Raw genomic sequence first — 22,742 nt, forward strand, 5'->3', positions numbered from 1 at the left:
AACGCGCCTTCAACCCGACGAAGAAAGCCTCATAAGGCACGTTGAGAAGCCGGCCGATCTCGTAGAGCACTGCTTCGCGGCGGGGTTCAATCTTCAGCTCTGGCCGTTCCTGCAGGACCTGGCCCAGCTTGAGAATATCTATGGCAAGGAGTGGAGCGCCTCGTCGGCATAGTGCGTCATCGTATGCGCAGCAGCGAAACCCTCATCGCGCTCGATGGTGAGCCCGCCGGGGCCGCGCACGCTCATGATTTCCGAGAGGCTGACGTTGCCGAGTTCGGGGCAGCCCATGCCGAGATCGCAAAGACCGAAAGCGATGTCAGGATTTTCGGGGTCGAGTTCGGAAAGCAGCCATGTGCAGCCGCCCCACGGAGTGAACAGCTTGACGACGGGCTTATGATCGATGGTGTTGCCGTCTTGGGCGATGCGTTCGGCGTTGGCCCTTCCGTTGGCGAGCAACTGCGCGCGCTGTTCGTTAAGTAGTAGCTTTTGCATGATCTTCCTTCCTTTGCACTTGGGTGCAGCTGCTGCTGCACCCTTGCCTGCCGCGGCGAGCCGGGCGGGGTAGCAAGGGCAAGGAGGGTCCGCGCAGGCGACGCGGAGGGTCCGCACGAGGGGCCCCATGCAACACTTTTCTTCAAAAAATGAATGGGGATGCTGTGCGGAGGCCGCGGCGCGTGCGTGGATGCCTTGCGCGCACGAGGGCCGCAGGCCCTTAGCTCTTCACTTCGAGGAGTGAAGGTGAGCGCGTTGCGCTCTCATAAGATCTTGCGCGCCGATCGAAGCCGAAAGGCCGAGATGCGTCTACGCGGCTCGGTTCACGAGAGCGGCTCCCGCCGACTGGCGGGCGCCCAGGTGCTACTTGAGCCCTTTGGTGGTCGCTAGAAAAGGACGATGTGTGTCTCTACAACGATGCCGGATCAGCCAATGCCCTGTCGCGGCGACCATACGCGCGTGGCGGGCCGATCCAGCCGCGGCAACGCAGCGAGCAACGCCAGGCCATCCCGGAATTGCGCCACGGGATAGCGGATGGCTTCTTCGCGAACATCACGGCCCGGCTCGTCAAACAACCCCAAAGGCTCGATGACCGGAAGCTCTATCGCTGGCGGCACCTGATCCCTGCCGCCGCCAATCAAGCCGGAGAGCGCGTGCAGGAAGGATAGAGCTGGCTCCGCAAATTCGGACAGTAGCTTGAGTGGATTTTCTGCCTGACAGCGGCGAGGATTCTTGCCGCGAATCAGGAGCGAAGATGACGAAGAAGAGCCGCCGGATGCATTCTCCGGCATTCAAGGCGAAGGTTGCTTTGGCTGCGGTCAAAGGCGACAAGACGCTGGCGGAGCTGGCGCAACTGTTTGATGTTCATCCGAACCAGATCACGATCTGGAAAAACCAGCTCCTGGAAGGCGCCGCCGGCGTGTTTGGGCATGACAAGGCGTCGGCCGAGACGCCGGTCGATTTGAAGGCGTTACATGCCAAGATCGGCGAGCTGGCGTTGGAAAACGATTTTTTGTCCGGCGCGCTCACCAAGGCGGGCCTGCTGAGCGCAAAGCGATGATCGACCGCGGTCATGATCTTTCTATCGTGCGCCAGGCGAAGGTCCTGAAGCTGGCTCGCAGCACGGTCTACTATGAACCTCGGCCAGTTTCGGCCGAGGACCTTGCCTTGATGCGTCGGCTCGATGAGCTGCATCTCGATTATCCCTTCGCGGGAGCGCGTATGCAGCGATCGTTGCTGCGGCGGGAGGGCGTATACGCCGGTCGCCGCCACATCGCGACGCTGATGAAGCGCATGGGGATCGAGGCGGTCTATCGTCGCCCGAACACGAGTAAGCCGGCACCGGGTCACAAGATCTACCCGTACCTGTTGCGCGGATTGAAGATCGAGCGGCCCGACCAGGCGTGGGCAATGGACATCACCTACATTCCGATGCGGCGTGGCTTCGTCTATCTCGCGGCGGTCGTCGATGTGTTCAGCCGACGGGTCCTGGCCCATCGCGTCTCGATCACAATGGAGGCGGCCTTCTGCGTCGAAGCGGTCCAGGAGGCGTTGGCGAAGCACGGCAGGCCCGAGATTTTCAACACGGACCAGGGCAGCCAGTTCACCAGCCTCGAGTTCACCGATGTGCTGCTGGACGCGAAGATCGCCATCAGCATGGACGGCAAGGGCGCCTGGCGCGACAACGTGTTTGTCGAGCGGCTCTGGCGCACGGTCAAATACGAAGAAGTTTATCTCCGCGCCTACGACAGCGTGTCCGAGGCGCGAGCGTCAATTGCCAAGTATCTGGCCTTCTACAATCAGGGACGCCCTCACTCGAGCCTTGACGGGCGCACGCCCGACGAGGCTTACTTCGGCACGCAAGCTATGGTGATGGCCGCATGACCGTCGCCGACGATTTTGTCGTCGCTCTGGTCGGGCTACGCCCTCCCGACGCAACGACAAAATCGTAAGGCCCCGCGTTCAGCATAACCCGGCAGGAATCCACTTAAATCCCGCGGGGCGCTGTCCAAACAACCGGCGCCAGCTCTGATTTCGCAGCCCATTCGTCCATGGCGAAGATGTTGCGCGGTCCGCCATAGCGCCGCCGCCAGCGTTCGAATTCCTCCCAGTGCCACGGTGGCCATGGCCCCGGACCTTCGTCCGGGAACAACCATGGCCGCATGTAAGGCAAGAGTGCCTCCAGCGAAACCCAGAACCGTCGCCCCGCAAGCTCCACCGTGACGAATGGCGCAATGAAGTCATCTTCCGGCTGTTCGCCCGCGCCCCGCAGCCAGTCGATCCATGCCACGACGCCGTATGCCCCCATCAGGAGAAAATTCGAGCGGTGCGAGGCAAGCGCAAGCGTCGTGGTGACCGGCGCAAGGGGCGGAGCTGGAGCGGCAACTGGGGGTGCATTCTTCCTGCCCTTCGTGATTTTCGTCTCGGCGACATGCAGATACGTGTCATGCGCGGTGGGATGAGAGCCGAACGCAACCGAGTACCCGTGGATGACCTTGCCGTGCACGCAGGAGCTTCCAATATGCGGCTTCACCTGCCGTAGATATTTGCGACGCGCTTCGCCGTCGATCCGGCCATCCGTGACTGCCAGCGCGAAGGAGCCATGCGCCTCGGCGAGCACCACGCCGTGGCCCGACGCCGCGCCACCGCCATAGATAAAGTCCGCGTGGGGATCGAGCTTCGACGATAGGCACATCGCGTTATCGCGCCACGCATAGCCGAGCGCGTTCATCAGGAGATCGGTCACACCCGCGCCGACGCGCCCCGCGAAGGCGGACCGTTCGGCGTCGGCGAGCGCCGTGAGATCGGGCGAAAGCGCGAAGGCGGCACCGTCGGCCACCATGTATTCAACTTCAAGAAGCTGCGCCCTGGCCCACCGATCCAGCAACGCGACCGGGGCGTGGCGCAACGTGATGGTCCGCGCGATCGAAGCCGCGAGCGCCTCAGGACGGAAGGTGATTTGCCCGACCATCGTCGGCGCGGCAAAACCCGCCGATACGGGGCTCGGACTATGCGGATGCAAGCGATGCCCGGATCGGACCACGGTCTTTTCAGCGCGCCATAAGGCCGGGGCTGGTGCCGCCGTTACGATCGTCATGGTGCTCCCGGGAAGCAGTGAATTTATTCAGCATACCATAAACTTGGGAAAGCCTGCCTCTCCATCAATCCTCGCAATAGAAATCGAAGCCGTAGGGCCGAGACGCATCTACGTGGCTCGGTTCACGGTATTGCCCCTCACGGCACAAGGGCTTTTTGTAGCACAAACGGCTTGCATCCTCAGCCCTCCCTGCCCTCTATTGATCCCATGATGTCGAACCAGAAACAAAGCTGGATTAGCGATGGCGAGAAATACGCACTTCTCGGCTTGAGTGTGAATGTCACGGCCCCGACCATCGCCGCACTCAATATCGCGCCGGCTTATCAGGCGATCGAGGGTGCCGACTTCGTGATTCCGGGCGAGTGGCGCGAGTGGCTCGGGAGCATACGCATCGAGGAAATCGAAGCCTGCGATCTCTTCATCGCGGCGAAGATGACATCGGCTACGCCCGACGTGCTCGATGGCGAGAACCTCCAGCTCAACAGCCGCGTCTGGGGCTTTTACCGCGGATTGCTCTTGAGCAGCACCTTCGCGACCGTACACAAGCCGGTGATCCTCACAGGCTCATGCCGGGATGGCGAAGTGGGCTTGCGGCAGATACAGGATTTCGATGTTCCGGTGCCGAATGACTTCCGCCCTTACCCGAATGTGAGCCAGCAAAGCTTCGAACAAGCGGCGCTGATCGCAAAGCATCTCGAAAGGCTCTCGGCGACCCGCCAAGGCAGCAACCGGTGGCGGCTCAACCGCGTATTGCATCTCTATCTGCAAGCACGGACCGAACCGGACATCCTGCACCGCATACATCAGTATACGCGCTGCATCGACGGTTTCGTTACCACCGGGCCAGGGCAAGGACGGAAGGACTTCAGGAGCCGCACGGAGCTATTCATCGGGCCGGGCCATCACGATCTCATGGGCGAGATATACGACGTGCGCAGTTCGGTGGAACATCTCCATGAGGACCGTTATCTCGATCCACTATTGCGCACTACGCAGATCGATCTCACCAAGAAAGAGGCGATTGCCGAGCACATCGCGCGGACGGCGCTCGCGCGCATCGTCCTGAACGACGCTCTATGGCCGCATTTCACCAACAAGGCCGCCCTCGCCGCGTTCTGGGCGCTTCCGGCAATCGAGCGTCAGGCGATTTGGGGACCGCCCGTCGACCCAATGGACTCCCTCGCTGAGTTCGACGAGCGCTATCTTCCAGATGTTCAACTCGGCGGATAGGTGACGCGCATGCAGGAGCTGTCTGACTTGCTGGCAGAAGCTAGCGCCAGCATCACGCCGGGATTCTTCCGCCTTTCTATTCACGGCGGAGTCCCCATCTATCGCGAGCGTGTTTACTGCTACGAACTCTATCACCAGATGCGCAAGCTCTGGCCAGACGCGTGTGCGTTCGCCCTGAACGGCGAGGTCGACAAAACCGCCCATCCCACCTTGACCGCGCTGGGCGCAGCGGGATTCAAGCCGGACCTGTTGGTCCACAAGCCAGGCGACATGCAGGGAAACCACGCGGTTATCGAAGTCAAATCCGTGCAGGCTGCGCGCCGGAATTGTCGGAAAGATCTCAATACGCTTGCGGTGTTCAAGCAGGACGTTGGCTATGCGCGTGCAATCTACCTCGTCTATGGCGCGGAGGTCGATGAAGCCGCCGTCACACGCATCGCAGCACGTTATGACTCGATGGAGTTGACCGTTCCCATCGAGCTTTGGCTTCACGCCGAGCCGCACCAGCCCGCGTTTCTGGCCCGCGTTCTGGAACCAAGCGCGTGACTTCCTTCGCCTGATTGAACCTTGGTGGCGTTGACGATCTTCGTTGCATACGCAGCTATGCGACGCGATCTTTTGCAACAAACTTTGTCGTTGAAGCCGCGCATACGGCAAGCGCTATATCTCGCGCTTCTTCAACCACCACGGAGACCATTGATGAAGCGAATGATCGGCCCCGAGTTCGATACCTTAGGCGGCGTGGCAACCAGCAACGACGACCGTCCGTCCAAGGCGTATCCAGACACGTTGAGCCAGACAGCCGCCTTGGCGCTCGCGAAGCGCTTGGAGGGCTTTTGGCACGAACGGGGCTATCCGGCAGCGCGCTTCTGGACCGAACCCGTCGGCGAACGCTTCGCCAAGATCGGTACCTACGACCTCCACCGCGTGAAGTGCAATCTCGTGAACGGGTTGCCTCCGCGATATCGCTAGACGGCTGATCTAAGAAGGGTCTTGACCATCGGGCGACGGAGGCCGAATGCTGGAACGGCGGGCGTCGGGTTGCCGCGCCTCCTCCGGAATGGACCATCTAAATGGGCTCGATGATTAGCCTTGCCGTAGGTCGGCTTGAGATCGACTGGGGCAAGAACAACGGATTTGTAGATCACAGCGCGCTTTTTCAAACGAGCGATATTGCAGCTGTACCGTACTACTACGCCGGCGACGAGATCGAAGGCAGAAATGGCGAACCGGCTTGGGAAGTCATCACCGAAATGAAGGACGGGCTTTCAAAGCCCCTCGCTCAGGTAATCGACCGGATCAATCTGCTCGGCCACACGCGCGTGGTATGCGAGAAGGAATTTGCCGCGCTTGCGGAGTTCAGCGGCTTCGATGCAGCAAGCTTCACGTTCGATGATCTTCGCGAGGCATTGAGCACGCTCGACGTGACGGCGCTTTCTCCCAACTATGGCGAAGGCGGCGAGGATTTCGGTAAGTTTTTCCGCAGAGAAATTCTACCTCGCCTCAACCTGAAGCAAGGCGGACCGGATCCGATGGGTCTCAGTGGCATCGCCCAGGGCATGGAGAATTTGACTTCCTACACCATCCTCCATCTGTTGGCAGACAATCCCGCGGCGCAAACGCTAAACGTGCAATGGGCATTCAACGACGTGGAAGACGGCGGCTGGGCAAATCGGGACGACTTTGTGCGCCCCTTGGACCAGAGGCACCGCTTTCTGCTGGTTACCGAAGGCAGTTCCGATGCGGCCATCTTGCGGAAAGCCTTTGCACTCCTGAAACCGCATATCGCAGATTTCTTCGATTTCGTGGATATGGAGGAAGGCTATCCGTTCTCCGGCACGGGCAACGTCTTTCGCTTCATACAGGGACTTATCAGCATTCGCGTTATGAACAGCGTCGTTGTGATTTATGACAATGATGCGGAAGGTCGCGCGAACTACGAACGGACGCTGGGGCTGAACATTCCCGACAACTTGGCGGTTCTAAAATTGCCGGACCGCCCCGAATTCGTGCGTTTCCCGACGCAAGGGCCGAACGGCGAAGGCGAGGCAGACATCAATGGCCGCGCGGTGGCGATTGAGTGCTTTCTGGATTTGCCGGGCGATGCACGTGTTAGATGGTCCAGCTATGTCTCCAAGGTCGATGCCTATCAAGGCGAGTTAATCGACAAGGAGCGCTATGCGCGCGAATTCATCAAGCAGCGCGGGCGCGCGAAAGGATACGACTACAGCAAGATTGAAGCTGTGCTCGACTATATCATTAGCAGGGCCATCGTCATGCGCGAGCCGGGCGTGATCGAAGAGTTCGAACGGCTCGGAATCTCAGAATGAAAAGCTTAGCGGCCTTGGTGTAGGGAGAGTTTCGTGAGTAAGAAGGACGGGGCGGAATCTGCCAAGGATGGCTTTGCGGCGGTTGAAGCTGCACTTGAATTTGGCGGCAAGCTTTTCGACAGCGCCGATGATTTCAATACCGCGCTCGACCATGTCGCGCGGTTACTTGAAGATGCCGTGACGCTCTTTGGGCTCAGCTCGTTTGGGTCATCCGCGTTCCTCGCAATCACAGCGCTTGAAGAAACCGGCAAGGCGAATGTAGGCAGCTATAGGCGCGACAAACCAGAGGGACCATCCAAGGGGCGCGACCCATTGCGTGATCACAACGCCAAGCACAGCATGGCAGTCCTTCCTACCGTGTTCATGACCGATAGGATCGTTAGCGCGTTGGGGCAGGACCGCGCCGAGGCGTTGCGTCTGGAGGCCCATTCAACGGGATTTTCGACAGTGCGCGAAGCTGGCTTGTACTGCGCTCGGACGCCGTCGGGCTTCGTAAGCCCCATAAACGCCATCCCCGCTCTGCGCGCGTGGGAGCTTATTGTTCTTGCCATAGAGGCTGCCGACGATGCGTTGGTGGGAATGACGAACCATTCCTTCGAAGTGGGCAAGCGCTTCGATGAGCTGTTTGCGCGCATGGTATCGGAACGTCCTGCAGCGGATTCACAATCAGGTCGCTAGGCTATCTTCTTTTTCGCCGCGCACGACGACTTTAAGCGGGCCGCCGGGCAGCACTGAAGCTTGCGGGCTTCGGGTGCTGTCTACGGCAGTTCGAGACCAAGGCTATAGTTGCGGTCGCGCAGACCGTCGAAGTCCCATTCATAAACGCTCACCGGCCCTATGGCTGGCTGGTTCTGCCCAAGGAAGAAGGCGAAAGCGTTTGGCCCTGCGATGAAAAGATGCACACGGCGTGGCCCCGTTCCTGTCGAACGAATGATAGCGGTCAGGGCTTCTGCGAGCTGGAAGGCATGGCTTCCAGATTTCATAGACTGATTTGAAGCGCCGCCGTCAGGTGTCGCAATGAGCAGTTCGCCCACATCCGACAAGTTCTCAACGTAAGCCCGGACAGCCGTCGATGCATCATGAGTCAAACCGACGGAAACTGCGATGTCGGCACCGCCCGCGTGTACAGCCTCGCGCGCGATGACAAGCTTTGGCCACGAGGCATCGACCGGCTTGTCGGACTCCGACCAGATTTGCCGCCCGCCCGCTCGTTGCTCAAGTTCAATTTTCTTTCCTGACTTGGCGTTGAGAATGGCTCCAACACCAAAGGCAAGCGATACATGGGTGTCAAGGATTAGCCTGATCTCGTCTTGCCCGCGCGCGGCATTGATGACGAAATCACGCAATTCAGGAAAGACAACGTCCTTCCAGGCTGATGGATCGCGGATGTAGCGACCATCAAAGTTCGGTACGAGATTGATGGCTTTGTCCGTTCGCGCTTCAAGGTCATCGATGGGGTGCATGAACGAACGAACGCCCAAGGTGCACGGCCCACCTCCCTTTTTATCAAGCAGCTTCTCGTCATTGCAGAGATCACGGAAAGTCTCTCTGTCAAACTCGTTACGCTCTTGCGCATGGAGTTTCATGATCAGATCGTCATAGGGGAAGCCAGCTTGGGACAGCGGAACCTGCATCATCCCTACCAAGGCGAAGCGGTCATTCAGCCGTTCTCGAAAGTCATTGCCGGACTCCAGCCGCTGCGTGATCGCCAAGGTTCGCGCGACATGCTCCAATTCATCATGGCTGATCCCGAGATGTCCGGCCCAAGCATCGCGCACTTTTCCCATAGCGCTAGCTGATGTTTTCCCCTCGTACAGCAGCTTTAGGTCAATGGCGTGCGTCTGGTTCAAAATGAGCTTCGCCAGCGGATCAGCGGCCATAAGCCGCCAGTTGGTCACCAGGCGAAAGCGCGCACCTTTGCCCTGCGGCGCGTGAGCCGCTTGAGCGTCACGAGCCCGCTGGAGCAAGGAAACGGTTTGTGCGTTTGAAAAAGCAGGATCGATAAGCTCTAGATGGCCAAATTCACCCGGACGGGCGTGCCATTTACATTGTAGAAAATCCCGAACAAGCCTGTAGCCATAGTGATCTTGCGGACCCATACCGGGCGCGTACTCGACGGTTACATCATCAAAACCGCGTGGCCCGCGCTCAAAACCAACCTTCGATACAGCCCCTCTAGCATCGAGCAACAGCGCGGCATGCAGCCAGAACATACGGGCCTGAAAGTCATCTCCTTGGCTGCGCACCGCAACGGCTTGGGTCATCGTTTAACTCGTTGGGAAGTAGCGGCCCATGATCTCTCGCCAGATGGCAAGAGCCTCACCTTGTTTACCCTGCTGCGAAAGGCGCACAGCGCGTGATGCTTCTGTTTCGGCACGGCGTAAGGCCGTCACGGCTTTTTGAACGAGGTCAGGCGTCATCTGGTCTGAAACCGGTGGCCCTAGACCCGCCGGGTCTTTCCATTCGCGCGAAATACCATCGAGGGCTGCGGCGAAAAAACGCCGGACCTCACCGGGATAGTTCGTGAACGGGCCGTCAACGAGATCCTGCGCCATTACCTCGATGAGAAACGATGGCTTGATTGGCTTGTCTGCTGAACGGTTCCAGCGCTTGAGCATTTTCACAAGCGGCACCCATTTTCCGCTCAGTGTTTTATTCTTCGTTGTCGATTTCTCAGCGTGAATCTCTGGATCGGTCTTTATCCACCTACCTAGGTCGCGGTCAGGAATCTCATAGCAATCAGAAAGCTCGATGGCGGGCACAGAGTCGATGGACAAGACCTTGCCTTCCTTGTCCTGCGTATTTCGTTCAAACTCTGTCGTCGCGCAACGGCGGCCCGGTTCGACGGCATCCTTGCCGAACTCGCCTCTTAAGCGCGCGACGAACGCGTCGAGAATTTCGCTCGGCGGCTTCTGACGCCAATGTTGGTCTTTCGGCCCGAGCACGAAAAATACGTCCACGTCTTTAAGCGGCTTCGTCTTAGTGTGCCGGTCGTATGATCCGGTCAGGAAATCGCGGCTGATGTCGAATCCGCCCCGGATGCAATCGCGAACGGAGGTATGCTTGCGAATGGTGTCTTTGCGCTCGGTCTCGCTGAGTTCGAGGCGCTGACGGAAGGTTTCGAAGGCTTCCTCGACGGTGATCATCTGTAATACTTCATCGATGCCATGATATCCGGCGTTGAGACGATGGTGCCCGCTTCGCGGCCAACCATGCCATTGAGGGATTTGTAGGACGAGTACGACATGAAGCTCGGCAGCGGCGCTCCAGGGAGCGGCTGAAGCAGAATACGATAAATGCAACCGGCGGGCGGCGACGTGGTCTTCGCGAACGAACCTTCGAGGAACTCGCGATCGACCCACATTTCGTCGGCACCATTGCCGTCGTACCGGATCGGAAAATCCCAGCGCGCAAGCGCTTGATCACTGCCGGGTTTGTAGAACTCGATAACAATTTTTTCGAGATGGCCAAGTTCAAGCATCTCGCGCGCACCGGAATCGACCCAATCCGTCCAGGAATCGAGCAGCGCCGTTGGATTGAGGCCGTAATACGAAATTAGGTACTTCAACACGTTCCGCATCTTATCGGAGACGTATTTGGCCGTGTGGGTTCGCGAATAAGTGCTGGTAAACGTTGCGCTCATGACTCGCCAAGGACCCCCCAATTAATGGCAAGGGTGTCCGCGGCCGCCTTCGTGGTTTCCTCGTCATCAGCCGGAGGCTTCTTCACGTCGTGGACTGTGATGCGCGGCGCGCGGTCTTTCAGAGTACCGTTCATCCAAGGTACATCGGACGCCTCGGTGGGCGCGGTAATCTTCCAGCCGGGACCGCCGGTTGGATTCCACGTCAACGAGTCAATGTCGGTGCCGAGTTCGAGCGCTTCTTCATTGTAGCGGCAATAGATGACGAGGCGATCGCCGTTGCCCTTCACGGTGAAGGGAACACTCGCCGGATGCTCATCGGCAATCAATGATTCCATGATGCTCGCCGCGGCCGTGAGCGTGCTGGCATCTGGGGTATCGGGACCGGAGATCAAGGCGATAATTGCCTTCCACGTTTCCGCTGCCGAGCGCACCGGCACGGAAGCGATTTCACGTTTAACTTTCACGAGAACGCCTCCTGCATCTTTTCGACTGCACGAGCCTGCTTCAGGGCCTGCATCACATGTTCGGCTTTAAGCCTGTTCAAATCCTGCGCTGTTTCGATGCTTGATGCCGCCGCTGTGATCATGGCCTTGCGCAAGCGGCGGCCGTCGAGTCCGTCCGACGCCTTAACAAACTCAGCAACGTGCGTATTCAGACCGGCAATCTTCGGCCACTTTTCGGAAAGGATCGAGATGGCGTCGTTGATGATGTCCTTTCGCGCATCGGCATTTGGCAACCCAATGTCTTCAACAATATCCGCTCGGGACAGGAGTGCGCGGTCAACGGCCTTGGGGAAGTTGGTCGTAGCAATCAACAGGGTGTTGCGGTGTTTGCGTGCAAGCAGATCGATGCCGGCGAGCGCCGCATCGGTTGCGCGATGAGCATCGACGGGATTGGTTTCAAGGCTCATGCGCTGCCGATCAGCGGCCAGCGCTTCAACCTCGTCCAACAGCACGATCGTTGGACCGTGCGTGGCGTGCTCCGGAATGGTGTGCTCGAAAAGCTTCGAAACGTCCTTTTGGCTTTTGCCGTGCGATGAGCTTCCGAGCGCGTGCGGATCGATTTGAATGAACTTGACCTTCTTGGGCTTCAGCGCCTCGGCGACCTGATTTGCCAAACCGCGCGCCAGAGTGGTCTTGCCGGTGCCAGGCGGCCCCGACAGGACAATCAGGCCATGAACAGGCATACGGTCGAACGCGAAATGCTGACGAAGTTGGAACGACAAAAGGGCCTGCGCGACGAGGCGGGTCTTCACCGACGTGTCGATCTTGATGGCCTGCCATGCGGTCAAAAATTCCGCATTAGGCAAAGTCGCCTGGTCGCTAATGGCGTCCATTATTCCCCCAGCCGCAAAGTTCCGGTGCGAAAGTGCCCCCGGCCCCCGCTCTGATTGCAATCTACTCAATATGGTGACGTCGGTTGCAGCACACAAGATGCATGCGGAGGAACCACTGAGACCACAAAGACTAGGCGCTGGAAGGCCGCCCTAACCGCTTGAACAATCGCGCGATTAGCGTTTCAGACCACCGTCGACTCGTGGGCAGAGTAGAACAAAACTAGAACATCCTCAAGCGTTCTTGGAAGTCCGGAACGGCACTTGCTCGTCCATCCACAGCTATTGCCGAACTTCGCCGGTAGATATCCGGCGGTTGAGCTAGGCGGGGCCTCACCGCCGCCGTTGGCGGGCCGTGTATGCACTGTTTCAGCCCGGCATGGGGATCTAAGCCGACTGATCACCCTTCTTCGGGGGAAGCAAAATCACGTCCCATGCAATCGTTGGAAGAGGCGCAGAGGTCAGCGCCGCCTCGAAGTTGCGCAAGTTTGCTTGGCTCGGCTCCGCCTCTACCGCCAAAGCGATCAGCTCGCGGGCTCTCGCCTCATGGCCTTCCCTGCGATTGAACTCCGCCACGTGAAGGGAAAACGCCGCCTCCAGCAGGCGGCCGATATTGGTTTTTCCCGTCTGGTGCCGTGCCCGGAAATAGTCGCGGTGCAGTTCTTCGAATTGCTCCAAAGTCCAATCAGTTTGATGTCCGGTCAGGATATGAGCGACAAAGCTCTCGATCGAAGGGTTATCGAAATCCGATTTGTATTTCTCAAAGAGTGCTGGCCACTGCTCGCGACTGAAATCCGGGCCAGCCCATTGATGAAAGAGGAAATACATCGTCAGCAGTGGTAAACGCTGACCTACTTTTTGCAGGCTCGTCATCATCTCCTCGATCATGGCGAGCACAGGTCGGATATCCGTCATCTTCGCATCCGGAGTGCGCAATAGCACCGCCGATGTAATCTGACCGATCAATGCCGAAAGTTTCTCGGGGCCATGCTTGTACGTAAAGCCGCCGGTATTGGCGATCCAGTATTCCGGGGCCATGCGCACGGTGACGATATTCGGCAACGACCGTCGATAATCGAATTCCTCTCTTTCCACGAAGGGGCCGCGAGCCACGAATTGCATGATGATGTGGCGAGCAACACGAGCTAGACCCGCTATGCTGAGCGCGGGACGATCACCGTCATCGACTATTTCAGGCATTCCGCCCATCGTGAGCTGACCCGGAACTTCGTGAAGCCCATGAACGTAACGCGAGCGAAGGGTGTAGGCCTTCTGCAAAGCAACGGCGAGGTCACCCCGACTGATCGGGCCAACGGTCTGCGCCGCCTCCGAGCGGAAAAACGATGGCGCAACATGAGAAAGGGCGAAATCCCGGAACCGGCGCGCGATGGCTACATGCTCATTTGCCAATACCGCATCGCGTACTTTGTCGCCAATCTCTGCTGGAGCATCCTCAAGCGCTTCGTCGATTTTTTCTCGCTTACGACGATCGTAGTCGGCCCACTCGGCGACATGACCGTCGAATTGTTGAGAAAGCGACTCCACGGACATGACGAGCTGCGTGTAGGCAAGGCTTACGTTGTCGGCGATTCGGTGAAGACCCGTAATGTACTGGCGGATTGACCGCATCGCGGCTTCAAACCGCTTGCGCTCTAGGCCAACCAGATGGGTAACAAACTGTGCGAGAACGTCAGCGTCGCCTTCCTTCGAAATGACTTGCTTATCGAACGTCCGCTTCATGAAATTGTTGGGAACCGTCTGAACTCCAAGGCTTGGCCTCTCAGTCGCTAACAAGCGCCGTGTCAGGTCAGGATCAGGGGTACACGTGATATCGAGAGCGAAGGCAACAACGGCGGCAAAATCATTGAGGAGCGATGCACCGCCCGTGGAAATCATGACCCCCGGCTTATCGCCATCTGGATGCTTCTCAATCTTCTCCAGCATCTCGCAAGTCATCGCTGCGAGACCTTCGAACCCAGTAGTCGGGAGCAGAACTCCGACAGGAGTTTCAATTCGACCGGCTCGGGCGAACATTCGATAGTTCGTAAAAAAGACAGCCCGATGGAGGGTCTCGTATCGCTCTCCCGGCTTGTAGAATTTTTCAGTAATGATTTGCAGCATTCAATGACCGCTGGAAAGAGCGCTTTCCTATGACCGCAGCTACGATAGCGGATTGCAGAACATTTGGTAACCGTTGCTGTTGCCCGGTGGTGGCGGATGGCAGCGGCCTCCGCACCTCACAGCGCACGCTCTCAAAGATTTGCATCAGCTTTTCGATCCGCTGGAGTTCGATGCGACTGGCTTTTGCATCGTAGCCGAACTCTCCCTGGACGACACATACGCCATCGAGCGGCTTCGCTATTACCCAAACGCCCAAGCGAAAGGTCTGTACGAACAGATTTCGCCCGACGTACGTGCTCGCTTCGAGCAGCATTTCAAGATCTACTTCTCCGAGGACGACTCCTAACGATCAAGTTTCACGCGCAAGCGGCGCGCGCGTTCCTGGAAGGCTCGCTCTCCGCCTTCGAGAGTATCACATACGACCCGACGGATATGCGCCTCTTCCAACCCGCCGGAGACATAGGTGATCGGCGGAAGCTCTCCGGGCGCGTGGGTGCCCGCCGTGGCGATGATGATCTGATCCGCATCGGCGTTCACGACAAGGTTCGCGTTGTGGGTCACCATAATGACCTGCCGCTTTTTCTTGGCCTCTCGGAACAGCCCGACCAGCTCATCAAAGATGGATTTGGGATCGAGGTTTTCTTCGGGCTGATCGATGATCAAAGGGCGGTCGTCCGCATCATCGAGTGCGAGATAGAGAAGAAGCAGGACAATACCGCGGGTACCGGGTGAGAGCTTACGAATGTCGGTGCCGTCATAGTCGATGCTGTAGCGAATACGGACGTGCTTCGTGCCGTAGAGCCACTTGGCAAATCGCTTCGACCACTCCCGATAGTTGTCCTGGCCGGACTTCGGCACCGGCGCATTTTCAATGATTGTCGGCGGATGCTTATCGCGGAAATTGGTCATCGCGGCGCGGACCATGTCGGCATCCCCGGTTTCCCAAGCCTTCTTGAGGTAGCTGTTTGCAAGCTCCAGTAACTTCCCCTGCCCCCTGAACGCGCCTTGGCGGCGAAGATCGAGAAGGTCTTCACCTTCACCCGCCCATTCTTCAACATCCGCTTCGCGCCGGACCGAGAACGAGAGCTTGTTCAGTGTTCCGCTGGCCGCTTGCAACCGGGCCATGAGTGGCGCGTACAGGTCGAGGAGCACCTGCTGCTCACTAAGCACAGCCTCGAACACGCTGTGGTAAGCCGTCTCTCGCTCCTCGACGAGCGTCTTGGCTCGGTCATTCGCGCCTTCGCAGTCCTCCAACTCGGTTGTCGCCTGTTCCAGTGCAAGCTTCTCACTATCGATCTTTTTGGACACGGCCGCGTAACGCTCGGCCGTCGCCCGGTCGACGTTCACCATCTGTTGGTACCGGCCGATCTCCGCCTCCAGATCGGCCAGCGACTGATTATCGAGGTCCAATCCTTCTTCGAGATAGCTAAAGTTAGGATCGGATTGTGCCGCGGGTTTCGTGCCCTTCCATGCTTTGTGGTTATCGCGCGTTTCCTTGAGCGCGTCCTTGAGTGCTGCGTCAACATCTCCCTTATACGTCAGCAGGAATCGCTCCCAAATCTCCGCCTCAAAGCGGCTGGCGCGGTGCCGCTCTTTCAGCTTGCGCAATGCATCGGGGGCCCCCGACTTCCTCACAGACTCGACTTCGTCTTGCAGGGTCAGAAGTGCCTGCTCTTTGCCCGCGAAAAAGCGGAGATTCCCGCGCACCTTTTCAGCAGCCTCACTTAAGGCGTTGAGCCTCCCGACGCGCTCTTCAGTGCCCTTCTTTACGAGCCCCTTGCGATCGCGATCATAGGTGGCGATGAGCTTTTGCTTCTCCGCGACGAGCTTCTTGAGCCCCGCGACACGTTTTCCTTTCTCAACTTCGCTGCCGATACGCTCCGAAATGTCCGCCAGCAGTTCTTCCTGCCTCTCGCGCGCCAGCCGAAAGCGCTCCGCACGCAGATCGAGCATCTCTGTGAAGTTCACAGCACCATCACGCTCGGACAGCGGATGCGCCTCAAAGATCACGCGCTCGATCTCCGTGATCAGCTCGTCGGTGATCCCGTGCGCCGAACACAAATCCTCAACGAACTGCTGCGACAGGTAGCGTGCACGCGGATACTCTTCAACGTCCCACGGGTCGCCCCCGTCAAGGCGTCGCTCGGTCTGGTCACCGTCGTGCCAGCCCAGCGTCACCGTCGCCGAACCAAGGAGATCGCTGGCGCGCCGGAGAAACGACGCCTCACTGGGATTGTCCGGGATAGCATCGCAACCGCGGGCTATAACATCCGCAAGGGCTGTCTTTCCCGATCCGCGCGCGCCAATGATAGCGACGAGACCCGGATTGAGTTCCATCTTTGGCGTTGCGGCCCAGGCGGCATCCGCAATTTCCACATCCGCGATGCACTGTGAAGGCGACGCGTTCGCGGGCGGAGATGCGCCAACATACGCCCGGCCTTCGGGATCGATACAGGCTTGTCGCAACGTATCGAAGGCAGGCATGCCTTTAACCCATGAGTAGCGGTCGCCATCGGGAGCACCGACCTTCTGATGGTCGTGTGCGTCGCTGCCATGAAGGCAAGGCTTCAGCGAGCCGTAGTGTTCGCAGATTTGCTCGGCTGAGAGCGACTTTTTCCCAAGCCAAAAGTCGCGCTGCGCTTCGCTGCTTGCGAAGATGACATTCGCGAACCTTTCGATCTCCTGCCGGAGCGTTTTATCCGCCCCCTCGCGTACGCCCGACGTGCCGTCCCCCTCGCTACCTGCCACGGCAATCAGGATGTTGGCCCTTGCCCACGCATTATCGCGAAGCGCATCCCGCAGCCCGTCCAAATCCACCTTGAACTGCTCTGAGCCGTGTTCGAGCGCTTTCAGGTCTTCCTTGATCTTGCCGTCAGCCTTCTTGCCGAGGCGGATCAGGTCTTCGCGCGTGCAGGAATATGTGTCCCCGTGCGCCTTGAACACTAGACGCGAGAGAAAGCGCTTGAGTTCGGTCAGGTGATTGGGGTCCTCGGGGCTGACGAGCAAGTGTACGTTTACAAATCGGCCCTTTACGGTTGCGATATCAAAGCGCATCTCAATATTCGGGAAAACCAGTTCGGTGTCCGGGAGTCTCCCTGCCCGCTTGGCTTCCAGTACGCGCTCATACGTTTCCGTGCTGTAGTAGTCAGTGATGCCGATCGCGCGTAGTGCTGGCTTGGCGCTTTCCAGCTTCGCGAGGTAGTCATCCCACGCTTTCGTGCCCTTGAATTGATCGTTGAGCACCGTGCCAGGTGCATGCACATGCGGCTCCCAGCGCAGCCACTGCGCGCCTGAATTGGGCTGTGGGGGGTTCGTCTTGCTCATTTCCGTCTAAGAACTTGTCGCACCAAGCGCGATCTTAAATGATTGTGGGCACGTCCATGCCGTTTAGAGTTTTGTAATATACGGTAACGGGCAGTAGAAAGACTTGCAACCATTGTAACTTCATAGGAATACTGGAAGCAAAGCAAGCTCTCAAATTCGGCGTGAAGCCGCGGCAACCGCCCGAGTTTGCAGGAAGAGGCGTGATTGGCTGCGAGACGATGTCTTGAGCTAACGCCGCTCAAGTAGGTGGGCGATCCGGAAATCGGAGCCTCATCGCGGAAGAAAATCTCTGACAGAAATTTGTTTGCGGCGGTCCGCTCCCGATCTCGGGCATTGAATTAGCCGTACATCGAAATCATCGGTAATTCTCTGCGTGGGACTGCAACTGCATCTCGCATTCTCCATGGCGACACCCATTGATTTCTGGAGCAACGAGGTGTGCCGGTGCCATGGCTGCGAACGGAGACAAACCTTCGTTTGTTTCAAAGTGGCATCTAGTGGCTCGAGCATTTCTAGCGGGAGAGAAAGCCATTGAGCAACCAAGCCGATCTTGAAAAGAAAACCATCGAGGCGCTGGGGCATTATCGCAAAGCCCTCGCCGCGGTTGAGAGCCAGGAACAAGCGGAAGCTTCCGCGCAGCGAGCGCTGACGGGGTTGCTGCCCGATCTTGAATGCGCAATCCTCGAAGACTGTGCACCATCAGTCAAAGACAATCTGTTTCGAACTGGCTTGGTGGCGATCTCGCGTTCAAACGAAGCGTGGGACGCCTTGAGCAAGGCCACCACGACGTTGGAGGTGGCTCGCCAAGCCCTGGTCGCCCTGGAGCGGCAACTAGGATATATTCCAGGCGTATCGAACGTTGCGGCAAATTCCAGGTCCATCCGGCATAGCCCAAATAATGGTTCACGGATTTCAGGCCCAGAGCCGCGCTTGACTACTTGCTGCGTTCGTCGCCTCGCGTATCGCCGCGCTGGTCGGCGTTGACGCCCTGCTCCGCGTCGCGACGCCGGTTATCGGCAAGCTCCGAAAGCTCCCTCTTCAACACGTCCCGACGGGTTTCGACCGCGGGCATGTCTTTGACGAACTGACGAATCTGCCGTGCGAGCGCGTCATCGCGCGCCGTCCCAGAGCGCTGTAGCTCAGTTGCATAGTCGAGATATCGCTGCCGGATCGAGGCCTGACGTGACCGAATTCGGGCGTTCCAAGGTCGTTCGGTCGTCTTGCCACCCCTCACCTCGCGGAGTATTTCCTCCCGCGCCAGCCGGTCGACGTCAGGCGAAATTTTTCGTTTGCGCAAGGCTAGCACCGCCCCCCGATCGGCCTTTCGAACGCGCCCACGGGTTCGCCGCGGCGTTGCCTCCGCCGCGATTCCGCGAAGCCGAAGTTCGCCGGCAAATCGTTCGCGCCAGGCCTGAAGATCCGCCTTGCGGGGGTTTAGGCGCTTGCCGTCATGGCCCAAGGACCGAACGGTCAAGTGCACGTGGGGATGCTTGTCGTCGAGGTGCTGAACGAAGACGTAGTCGTGATTGTGTCCGAACGTCTCGTTCGCAAATGCCCGCGCCGAATCCTTGACAGCGATGGCATTGGTGCCAGCCGGCATCGACAGAATGATGTTGATCGAAAGCGATCCGTCGCGGCGGCGCTTGTTGTCGAGACCGGCATCATCCTCCCAGCGTTGCTGCAGGTCTTTCAATCCGGAACGACCTGTCAGTGCCGCGCCCTGCTCTGTTTCCGCATCGAGTTCACCGTTGCGGGTGATGTATGCTAGGTGCGACTTGAGATGCGCCACGCCCTTTGTGCGACCGGTGATCTTGACCATCACCTCTGGTGCGCGGCGCACGATGCGTTCGAGCTTTGCACGCATCGCCGGCGTAAGGCGACCGGGAGCGGCCGGATCGGGGGTATCCCACTCGGCCCGCCGTGGGCGCCGGTTGGGCGTTTCCCAGACATACGAGATCGGCGGGAGTTCGGTGGCCAGGTCGGTCGGCCGCGGCGAGCGGTGCCGGCTCATCGCCTTCCTTCCCAATAATCCGCGTTGCCATTCAACGCATTCCGCAATTGTGCGAGTTCCGTTTCAATAACCAATTTGGCCTCTTGAATTGCGAACAGATCGGGCTCAACCGCCTTGCGCTGCAGCACGCTAGTGTTTGCGGCGCGCGCGATCTGGTTGATGTTGCCACCGATGCGGTTGAGCTCGCGAACGATGGCGCGAAGCGCGGCATGCTCGTCCGGGGAATGCTGCACGGGCGATCCCAACCGCGAGCGCACCAGCGCGACGATCCAGCCGGTGCGGGTCATGCCACGCTGATGCGAAACTTCCGCGAGCTGCCGCATCTCGCTCTCTCGAAATCGCACGGTCACCTTCTCCGGCCGTCCGACCGGCAGCGTCAAGATGCGCCGCACTGGTGCACCTAGTGCGTCAGCAATAAGACGCCGCAGCAGCGCGGATTTGCCGCCCTGGGTCGCTGCGAGAACTGAGAACTCCGCCGCGACTTCGTCGGGGACGCGAAGCGAGATCAGAGCCATGCACTCCAATCCCAATCGCGATGTAATACATCGCTGGCGCGAAGCCTATCCTGCACTAGAAAAAGAAAAACCGTACCCCTCGGTGTTGGTTCAAACCAATACTCTTTGTGTTCAGGGCTCGCCTCGGCGAAGCGCTCGACGGGCCCTGCCCTCTCTGCCAATTTCCGCCCGCGGTCCCTCTTTGAACAGGTAGCCGTCGCGAACGCCGATCCGCCGGCAGCAAAGGAAACGAACACGCTAACTAACATCGGCGATGTGGACCGCGACTTTCCAGCAGCCTGCGGCCTCACTACAGCGCTATGGGGAGCGCGTTCGGCCTTCGGCTGCTGCGCTAACGCGCCATCCTTCGGATGGGAAAGTCGCTCCGTCGCCACACGCCGGTAGTCTGTCTCTGCGACTGCAAAGCTGTCAAACAAGTTCATCCGGGCAGGATCTCCTCAATCGTGAGTGCCGAGGCTGGAACCTCTTCTGCCTGCTCCGCACCATCGACCAACACCACCGCGTGACGGGAGCCTCGCGTCGCGAGCCGATCGACAACAAGCTGTCCGGCCCGGTTCTGATATCGAACCCTGATTGCCAGCGATGCTGCCGACGTCGATTGTGAAACGACGCGAGTTTTTGGCGTTTGATCCTCGGTTGCCGCCTCCCGGGCTTTCGCAGCGGGGCGGGGAAGAACTGCTTCCGGCAGGAGATCGCATCGTTCGGATCGGGGTGGCACGGTAGGCGATTGGTCCTGGGCATTGGCGCGGTCGGCCGCGACGCGTACGTCCCGGGTCAGTTGCCGAGCCTGCGCATCGGTGAAGCTGTCCTGCGTCGCACATAGCCGTTCGATCTCGGCGGGATGCCTGCGCCAGGCTTGGTAGAGTTCATAAAGAGCACGGATCGAACTGCCCTCAAGTCTCGCCCGGAGGAATTCCGGCATGCCCTGAACCGACGCGTAGCGCGACACCCAGTCTCTTGGCTTGCCGAGCTTGCGCGAGATATCTGCTTGGGTATCGCCGGCGCCCAACCGATCTGCGATGAATGCCGCGATCTCTGGCGCGCGCAAATCATCGCGCTGGATATTTTCGATCATCTGCGCATATCGATCCGGCAAGCCGACGTCTTGGACGAATGCGGGCAGTTCGCGCAGCCCCCCACGCTGCGCAGCGCGGTACCGGCGCGCACCCATGACGATGACGTATCGTCCAACCTCATTGGAACGGCGAAGCATGATGGGTTGCAGCACGCCATGTTCGCCAATCGATTGTGAAAGCTCCTCCAGTTCCTGTTCGCTGAAGTTGCGACGCGGTTGATCGGGGTCTTCGTCAATGCAGTCGATCGCGACCAGGAGCGGCCGCCCGGTTGCTGCGTTAGGGTTTGCAGCGGCGTCGACGAGCTCCTTAAAGCTGAGATCAAGCGTCATTGGTTGTCTCCTGATCGAGCCGTTCTGCGATCTTGGCGAGAACCGCGCGGATCTCTCGACCCGCTTCTTGCGCCGATCGGCGCTTCAAGCTCCAGACCGGCACCCGTTCTGCAACGGCTTCGGCATAGCCATCCCGTGCAACAATCTGGCCTGGGAACACGTACTTGCCCGCTTCGCGCAATAACTGCTCTAAGTGGGTTCGTTGACGAGGCGACTTGGTATTGAAGTTCGAAGGCAGCAGACCGAGGAATGTTGTGTCCTGGCGCCCGTACCGCCGTTGAACACCGATCACGGTCTGCATCAGGCCTTTGACGCCTTTTACGGAATAATCTTCCAGATAAATCGGTGCCAGCACATGAGAGGCGGCGACCAGGCATGCGACGCTGCGAAGGCCAAGCGACGGCGGGGTGTCGATCACGCAGATATCGAACCGTTCGGCGGCATCGGCGAGATTCTGTTGCAGGGTCATGACGGCGCCAGCATTGCCGCGATCAATATCCGTCAAGGAGCTGTCGGCCGGCGCCAACGTGATGCCGTTGTTTTCGCCAGCTACAACTCGGGTCGCCGGCTTGAAGAGATCGGCTGCCGAGGTCGACCCTGTGTGCTGCTTGAGCGTGTCTGTCGCGTTGCCCTGCGCATCAACATCGATCATCAGAACCCGGCGGCCAGCCTCCGCCATGAACCAGGCCAGATGCACAGCAAGGGTCGTCTTGCCGACGCCGCCCTTTTGATTGTTGATGACGATCGTGTTCATCGGGTGATCCTTGATGAAACTATCTGCGCCCGTTTCATCGATTTTCTCCTCCAACCGTGCCGCGCCTACCGGCACGATCTTGATGAAACCGGCCTCCTCTTCCCCGGGTGTTGGTTTGAACCAACACCCGCTATGGACCAGCACGTTCCGGACAATCTTGAAAACCCGGCACGAAATCGCCTGCCAGAAGAGTCAGGGTCGGCCGAGCCAAATGAAAGAAGGCGCCGAGTCGGAACCAGTTCACAACACTGGACAGTCGACAGTGGCGTCGACGGAAGACAACCGAAACCGGAAGCGCAGCCGCGCCCCCTGCCCTGTTGGTTTGAACCAACATGTTCTGGGGCTTGCGCCAGGTTGCGACGTCCGTAACGGCCGGAACGACGAAACAGAGCCGAAGCCGCGAGACGCGGGCGAGCGCAGCGAGGCATCCGGCCGAAGGCAAACAATTTTGTCAGAGAAGGGCGAGCGCTAAGGAATCCAGCGGAGC

22 protein-coding genes are annotated in these 22,742 nt (G+C 59.0%); 8 read left to right on the forward strand and 14 right to left on the reverse strand.

Features of this window, described 5'->3' with window-relative positions; genetic code table 11:
• Nucleotides 1-138: 138 nt before the first annotated feature.
• Nucleotides 139-492: a DUF2958 domain-containing protein gene (locus HAP54_RS52140; RefSeq protein WP_166308766.1), complete on the reverse strand. Its 354-nt coding sequence runs from the start codon at nucleotides 490-492 to the stop codon at nucleotides 139-141.
• A 401-nt stretch (nucleotides 493-893) separates the two neighbouring features.
• Between HAP54_RS52140 and HAP54_RS52145 the strand changes: the two genes are divergently transcribed.
• Nucleotides 894-1,160, forward strand: a complete 267-nt coding sequence (locus HAP54_RS52145) for a hypothetical protein (RefSeq protein ID WP_166308768.1) — start codon at nucleotides 894-896, stop codon at nucleotides 1,158-1,160.
• Between the two features lie 86 nt (nucleotides 1,161-1,246).
• Nucleotides 1,247-2,376 (forward strand): IS3-like element ISRj2 family transposase gene (locus tag HAP54_RS52150; protein WP_166204126.1). Its coding sequence is split into 2 segments (ribosomal slippage): nucleotides 1,247-1,499 and nucleotides 1,499-2,376, totalling 1,131 coding nucleotides; the frame shifts between segments, so codons are not numbered across the junction.
• Between the two features lie 103 nt (nucleotides 2,377-2,479).
• Here HAP54_RS52150 and HAP54_RS52155 read toward each other — a convergent pair.
• Nucleotides 2,480-3,589, reverse strand: a complete 1,110-nt coding sequence (locus HAP54_RS52155; RefSeq protein ID WP_166308771.1) for a hypothetical protein — start codon at nucleotides 3,587-3,589, stop codon at nucleotides 2,480-2,482.
• 210 nt (nucleotides 3,590-3,799) lie between these two features.
• Between HAP54_RS52155 and HAP54_RS52160 the strand changes: the two genes are divergently transcribed.
• From HAP54_RS52160 to HAP54_RS52180, 5 genes are all read left to right on the forward strand, one after another.
• Nucleotides 3,800-4,819 (forward strand): hypothetical protein, encoded by a 1,020-nt coding sequence (locus HAP54_RS52160; RefSeq protein ID WP_166308774.1) that lies wholly within the window; start codon nucleotides 3,800-3,802, stop codon nucleotides 4,817-4,819.
• Between the two features lie 9 nt (nucleotides 4,820-4,828).
• On the forward strand, nucleotides 4,829-5,365 hold the full coding sequence (locus tag HAP54_RS52165; protein ID WP_166308777.1) for a methionyl-tRNA formyltransferase-like protein: 537 nt from the start codon (nucleotides 4,829-4,831) through the stop codon (nucleotides 5,363-5,365).
• 153 nt (nucleotides 5,366-5,518) lie between these two features.
• The gene (locus tag HAP54_RS52170) at nucleotides 5,519-5,791 is read left to right on the forward strand and encodes a hypothetical protein (RefSeq protein ID WP_166308780.1); all 273 of its coding nucleotides are present in this window, start codon (nucleotides 5,519-5,521) and stop codon (nucleotides 5,789-5,791) included.
• A gap of 101 nt (nucleotides 5,792-5,892) precedes the next feature.
• On the forward strand, nucleotides 5,893-7,149 hold the full coding sequence (locus HAP54_RS52175) for a HEPN/Toprim-associated domain-containing protein (RefSeq protein WP_166308783.1): 1,257 nt from the start codon (nucleotides 5,893-5,895) through the stop codon (nucleotides 7,147-7,149).
• Nucleotides 7,150-7,182: 33 nt separating this feature from the next.
• The gene (locus HAP54_RS52180) at nucleotides 7,183-7,827 is read left to right on the forward strand and encodes an AbiV family abortive infection protein (protein ID WP_166308786.1); all 645 of its coding nucleotides are present in this window, start codon (nucleotides 7,183-7,185) and stop codon (nucleotides 7,825-7,827) included.
• A gap of 80 nt (nucleotides 7,828-7,907) precedes the next feature.
• Here the strand turns inward: HAP54_RS52180 and HAP54_RS52185 are convergent, their stop codons facing one another.
• The 8 genes from HAP54_RS52185 to HAP54_RS52220 all read right to left on the reverse strand — a co-directional run bounded on the left by HAP54_RS52185 (nucleotide 7,908) and on the right by HAP54_RS52220 (nucleotide 17,570).
• The gene (locus tag HAP54_RS52185; RefSeq protein WP_166308789.1) at nucleotides 7,908-9,413 is read right to left on the reverse strand and encodes an SAVED domain-containing protein; all 1,506 of its coding nucleotides are present in this window, start codon (nucleotides 9,411-9,413) and stop codon (nucleotides 7,908-7,910) included.
• Between the two features lie 3 nt (nucleotides 9,414-9,416).
• Nucleotides 9,417-10,295 (reverse strand): CBASS oligonucleotide cyclase, encoded by an 879-nt coding sequence (locus tag HAP54_RS52190; RefSeq protein WP_166308792.1) that lies wholly within the window; start codon nucleotides 10,293-10,295, stop codon nucleotides 9,417-9,419.
• The gene (locus HAP54_RS52195) at nucleotides 10,292-10,792 is read right to left on the reverse strand and encodes a hypothetical protein (protein ID WP_166308795.1); all 501 of its coding nucleotides are present in this window, start codon (nucleotides 10,790-10,792) and stop codon (nucleotides 10,292-10,294) included. The genes HAP54_RS52190 and HAP54_RS52195 overlap by 4 nt, the downstream gene beginning before the upstream one ends.
• The gene (locus tag HAP54_RS52200; protein WP_166308798.1) at nucleotides 10,789-11,256 is read right to left on the reverse strand and encodes a hypothetical protein; all 468 of its coding nucleotides are present in this window, start codon (nucleotides 11,254-11,256) and stop codon (nucleotides 10,789-10,791) included. Before HAP54_RS52200 ends, HAP54_RS52195 begins: the two co-directional genes overlap by 4 nt.
• Entirely contained in the window at nucleotides 11,253-12,128 is an 876-nt protein-coding gene (locus HAP54_RS52205) for an AAA family ATPase (protein WP_166308801.1), read from the reverse strand. Before HAP54_RS52205 ends, HAP54_RS52200 begins: the two co-directional genes overlap by 4 nt.
• 384 nt (nucleotides 12,129-12,512) lie before the next feature.
• Nucleotides 12,513-14,246 (reverse strand): hypothetical protein, encoded by a 1,734-nt coding sequence (locus tag HAP54_RS52210; RefSeq protein WP_166308804.1) that lies wholly within the window; start codon nucleotides 14,244-14,246, stop codon nucleotides 12,513-12,515.
• A complete protein-coding gene (locus HAP54_RS52215; protein WP_166308807.1) occupies nucleotides 14,227-14,559 on the reverse strand; it encodes a hypothetical protein in 333 nt (110 codons plus the stop codon). Before HAP54_RS52215 ends, HAP54_RS52210 begins: the two co-directional genes overlap by 20 nt.
• A gap of 29 nt (nucleotides 14,560-14,588) precedes the next feature.
• Entirely contained in the window at nucleotides 14,589-17,570 is a 2,982-nt protein-coding gene (locus HAP54_RS52220; protein ID WP_166308810.1) for a TrlF family AAA-like ATPase, read from the reverse strand.
• 531 nt (nucleotides 17,571-18,101) lie between these two features.
• Here HAP54_RS52220 and HAP54_RS52225 point away from each other — a divergent pair.
• Nucleotides 18,102-18,554, forward strand: coding sequence for a hypothetical protein (locus HAP54_RS52225; RefSeq protein ID WP_175619891.1), 453 nt, complete (start codon nucleotides 18,102-18,104; stop codon nucleotides 18,552-18,554).
• On the opposite strand, the gene HAP54_RS52230 is transcribed toward HAP54_RS52225, so the two are convergent.
• The 4 genes from HAP54_RS52230 to HAP54_RS52245 form a co-directional block, all read right to left on the reverse strand.
• Complete coding sequence (locus HAP54_RS52230) at nucleotides 18,505-19,581, reverse strand: relaxase/mobilization nuclease domain-containing protein (protein ID WP_166308813.1); 1,077 nt, start codon at nucleotides 19,579-19,581, stop codon at nucleotides 18,505-18,507. The two genes, HAP54_RS52225 and HAP54_RS52230, sit on opposite strands and share 50 nt — an antisense overlap.
• Nucleotides 19,578-20,096, reverse strand: a complete 519-nt coding sequence (locus HAP54_RS52235; RefSeq protein ID WP_166308816.1) for a MobC family plasmid mobilization relaxosome protein — start codon at nucleotides 20,094-20,096, stop codon at nucleotides 19,578-19,580. The genes HAP54_RS52230 and HAP54_RS52235 overlap by 4 nt, the downstream gene beginning before the upstream one ends.
• A 418-nt stretch (nucleotides 20,097-20,514) precedes the next feature.
• Entirely contained in the window at nucleotides 20,515-21,501 is a 987-nt protein-coding gene (locus HAP54_RS52240; protein ID WP_166308819.1) for a ParB/RepB/Spo0J family partition protein, read from the reverse strand.
• Nucleotides 21,491-22,399, reverse strand: coding sequence for a ParA family protein (locus HAP54_RS52245; RefSeq protein WP_224741204.1), 909 nt, complete (start codon nucleotides 22,397-22,399; stop codon nucleotides 21,491-21,493). The genes HAP54_RS52240 and HAP54_RS52245 overlap by 11 nt, the downstream gene beginning before the upstream one ends.
• Between the last annotated feature and the right edge of the window lie 343 nt (nucleotides 22,400-22,742).

Source organism: Bradyrhizobium sp. 2S1, assembly GCF_011516625.5.
Taxonomy (GTDB): domain Bacteria; phylum Pseudomonadota; class Alphaproteobacteria; order Rhizobiales; family Xanthobacteraceae; genus Bradyrhizobium; species Bradyrhizobium septentrionale.